Source organism: Ruminococcus turbiniformis (assembly GCF_020687545.1).
Taxonomy (GTDB): Bacteria; Bacillota; Clostridia; order Lachnospirales; family Lachnospiraceae; genus Mediterraneibacter; species Mediterraneibacter turbiniformis.
Window position 1 is genome coordinate 1 of record NZ_JAJEQX010000080.1, and the last position, 2,186, is coordinate 2,186.

Consider the following 2,186-nt stretch of genomic DNA (forward strand, 5'->3'; position numbering starts at 1 on the left):
TGGAATCCGTTATCGAGAGCCACTCGTCCGATGGTGGGAGCCATGACCCGTGTCGTGGCTCCCAGTAGGATGATTTAGTTTTTGATCATCCTTTTCCTTTGCCGCATTGAAACATCCCCGTCAATCCGCATGGTATAGGCAGATGGGATGATACGGTCAAGGATGGAATCGGCAAGGGCACTGCCTCCTAATCTTTCATGCCAGCCTTCCGGCATGAACTGGGAACAGAAGATGGTGGAGACCTGGCCGCAGCGGTATTCCATCAGTTCCAACAGATCCCTTTGCTCCTGCTCGGAAGCAGGGATCAAAAGGAATTCATCAAGAATCACAAGTGGAAGCTTTTGAAACTGCTTCATCACTTGATGATATTTTCCCTGTATCCTCGCTGCTTCCAGTTCGCTGAACAGTTCCGGCAGACGGATATATCTGGTCTTATATCCGGATTGGCAGGCGTTGACTCCCAGTGCATTAGCAATAAAGCTTTTGCCGGTACCTGTAGCCCCGATCAGGATGACATTCAGCCCTTGGCGGATGTAGTCATTATCCGCCAGGCTCTCCAGAAGATCCCGGTTCAGGTGCCGGTCCGGCAGATAATCAATGTTTCCAAGAAATGCAGATGAGTCAGAGAACTTCGCGTTCTTGATCAATCTTTTGATATTGTTATTATGCCGGGAATCGTATTCCGCATCAACCAACAGCATGAGACGTTCATGGAAGGACATGGAGCCGTATTCAGCTTCCTGGTCGATCTGTTTTTCATAAGCTTCCGCAAAGGCAGGCAGCCTCATGGACTTTAACTTTTTCACCGTATCATTTTTCATGGCTGCCACCTCCGTAATAAGAAGCTCCACGGACCAGGGCATAGCTTTCGTCATGGATAGCCTCAGAGGATTGGTTTGATGGGCCAGCAGCCTTGTCATTGCCGGATTCCAGGATCAGGCGGATATTCTTATAACGCGGGCTGGGGATCCGCTCCAAAGCTGCTTTGCAGGCATGTTCCAATCTTTCCGGAGTATATTTATCAGCCAGTTTCAGGAGAGACAGGCAACCCTTATAAGCCTGCTCTTCGATCCGGTAGGAATCAAAGATCCCCTGGATCACCTGATGGGTTGACTCACCGATACCAGATGCCCACTTAAGGAACCTTGCCTTATCCCATTCACTGTACAGCTGATGGTTGACAGGCATGTGCTCCGGGATCGTGGAATACTGCCCGCGGCGTCCATAAAGACGTTTGTGGCTGCAGATCCGATTCCCTTTGTAATAAACCTCAATGCTGCTCTTGGTGTACCGGACATCCACTTTCTTGCGCACATACTCATAAGGGACCGAATAGTTCTGAAAATCTATGGCAATGTGGTAGTTCAGCTGAACGGTAGCGGATTTCCATTGGGCAAACTCATATGGATATCTGGGAAGCGGCTGTAAAAAGGGAAGTTCCTCTTCCAGAAATACAGAGTGACGGGAACCGTCTTTTTTCTGGAAAGGAGCCTCATTGAACCGATTCAGTTCCTTTCGGATCGCTGCATTCATGGTATGGATGTCAAAAAATTTCCGGTTCCGCAGACGGGCAATGATGTGGGAAGTCAGATTCCCAACACTCCCTTCTACAGCTGCTTTATCACGCGGGGCCAATACCCGGGCGGGAAGCAATGCAGTGTGATAGTGATCCGCAAGCTCCTGGTAAGAGCGGTTTACGACTGGATCCTCGTATTTTCTGTTGCTGAGGATCCCAACCTTCAGATTATCCGGGGTCAGGATCCTGGTGACACCGCCGAAGAACTCATACATAGCGATATGCGCATTGATCCAGTCCTCCTCTTTCATGGTACGGCATGCCTGCGCATAGCAGTACATGCTGAAAGGCAGCGTCGCTACAAACAGATAAACCTTGCTGCTGTTCCCAGAGATCTTATCATAAAGGGGCAGCGCGGTCCCGGCCCAATCGACCATCAGTTTGTCACCAGGTTTATGCTGGATATGCATGGTAAGCTTATTTTTTGAAACATAATCCTGATATAACTTGCAGTATTGGGAGTAGCCGTATGGCGGTTTTCCGGCATCCCGGCAGGTATCAACATACTCCTGCCATAACAGCTTTAATGTTACGCCGCTTTTCAATAATTCCTTATGAATATAAGGAAAATCCGGCGTGACCAATGTTGGGAGCAATGCTTCTTCTGGAA

The 2,186-nt window shown here is 49.0% G+C and carries 2 protein-coding genes; both read right to left on the reverse strand.

Translation table 11 applies throughout. From position 1 onward, the window contains the following. Positions 1-74: 74 nt before the first annotated feature. Positions 75-821, reverse strand: coding sequence for an IS21-like element helper ATPase IstB (gene istB / locus LKD70_RS18360; protein WP_087177670.1), 747 nt, complete (start codon positions 819-821; stop codon positions 75-77). Beyond that, on the reverse strand, positions 811-2,186 hold a 1,376-nt coding region (istA, locus tag LKD70_RS18365), incomplete at its 5' end, for an IS21 family transposase (protein ID WP_227709297.1). The genes istA and istB, both read right to left, overlap by 11 nt.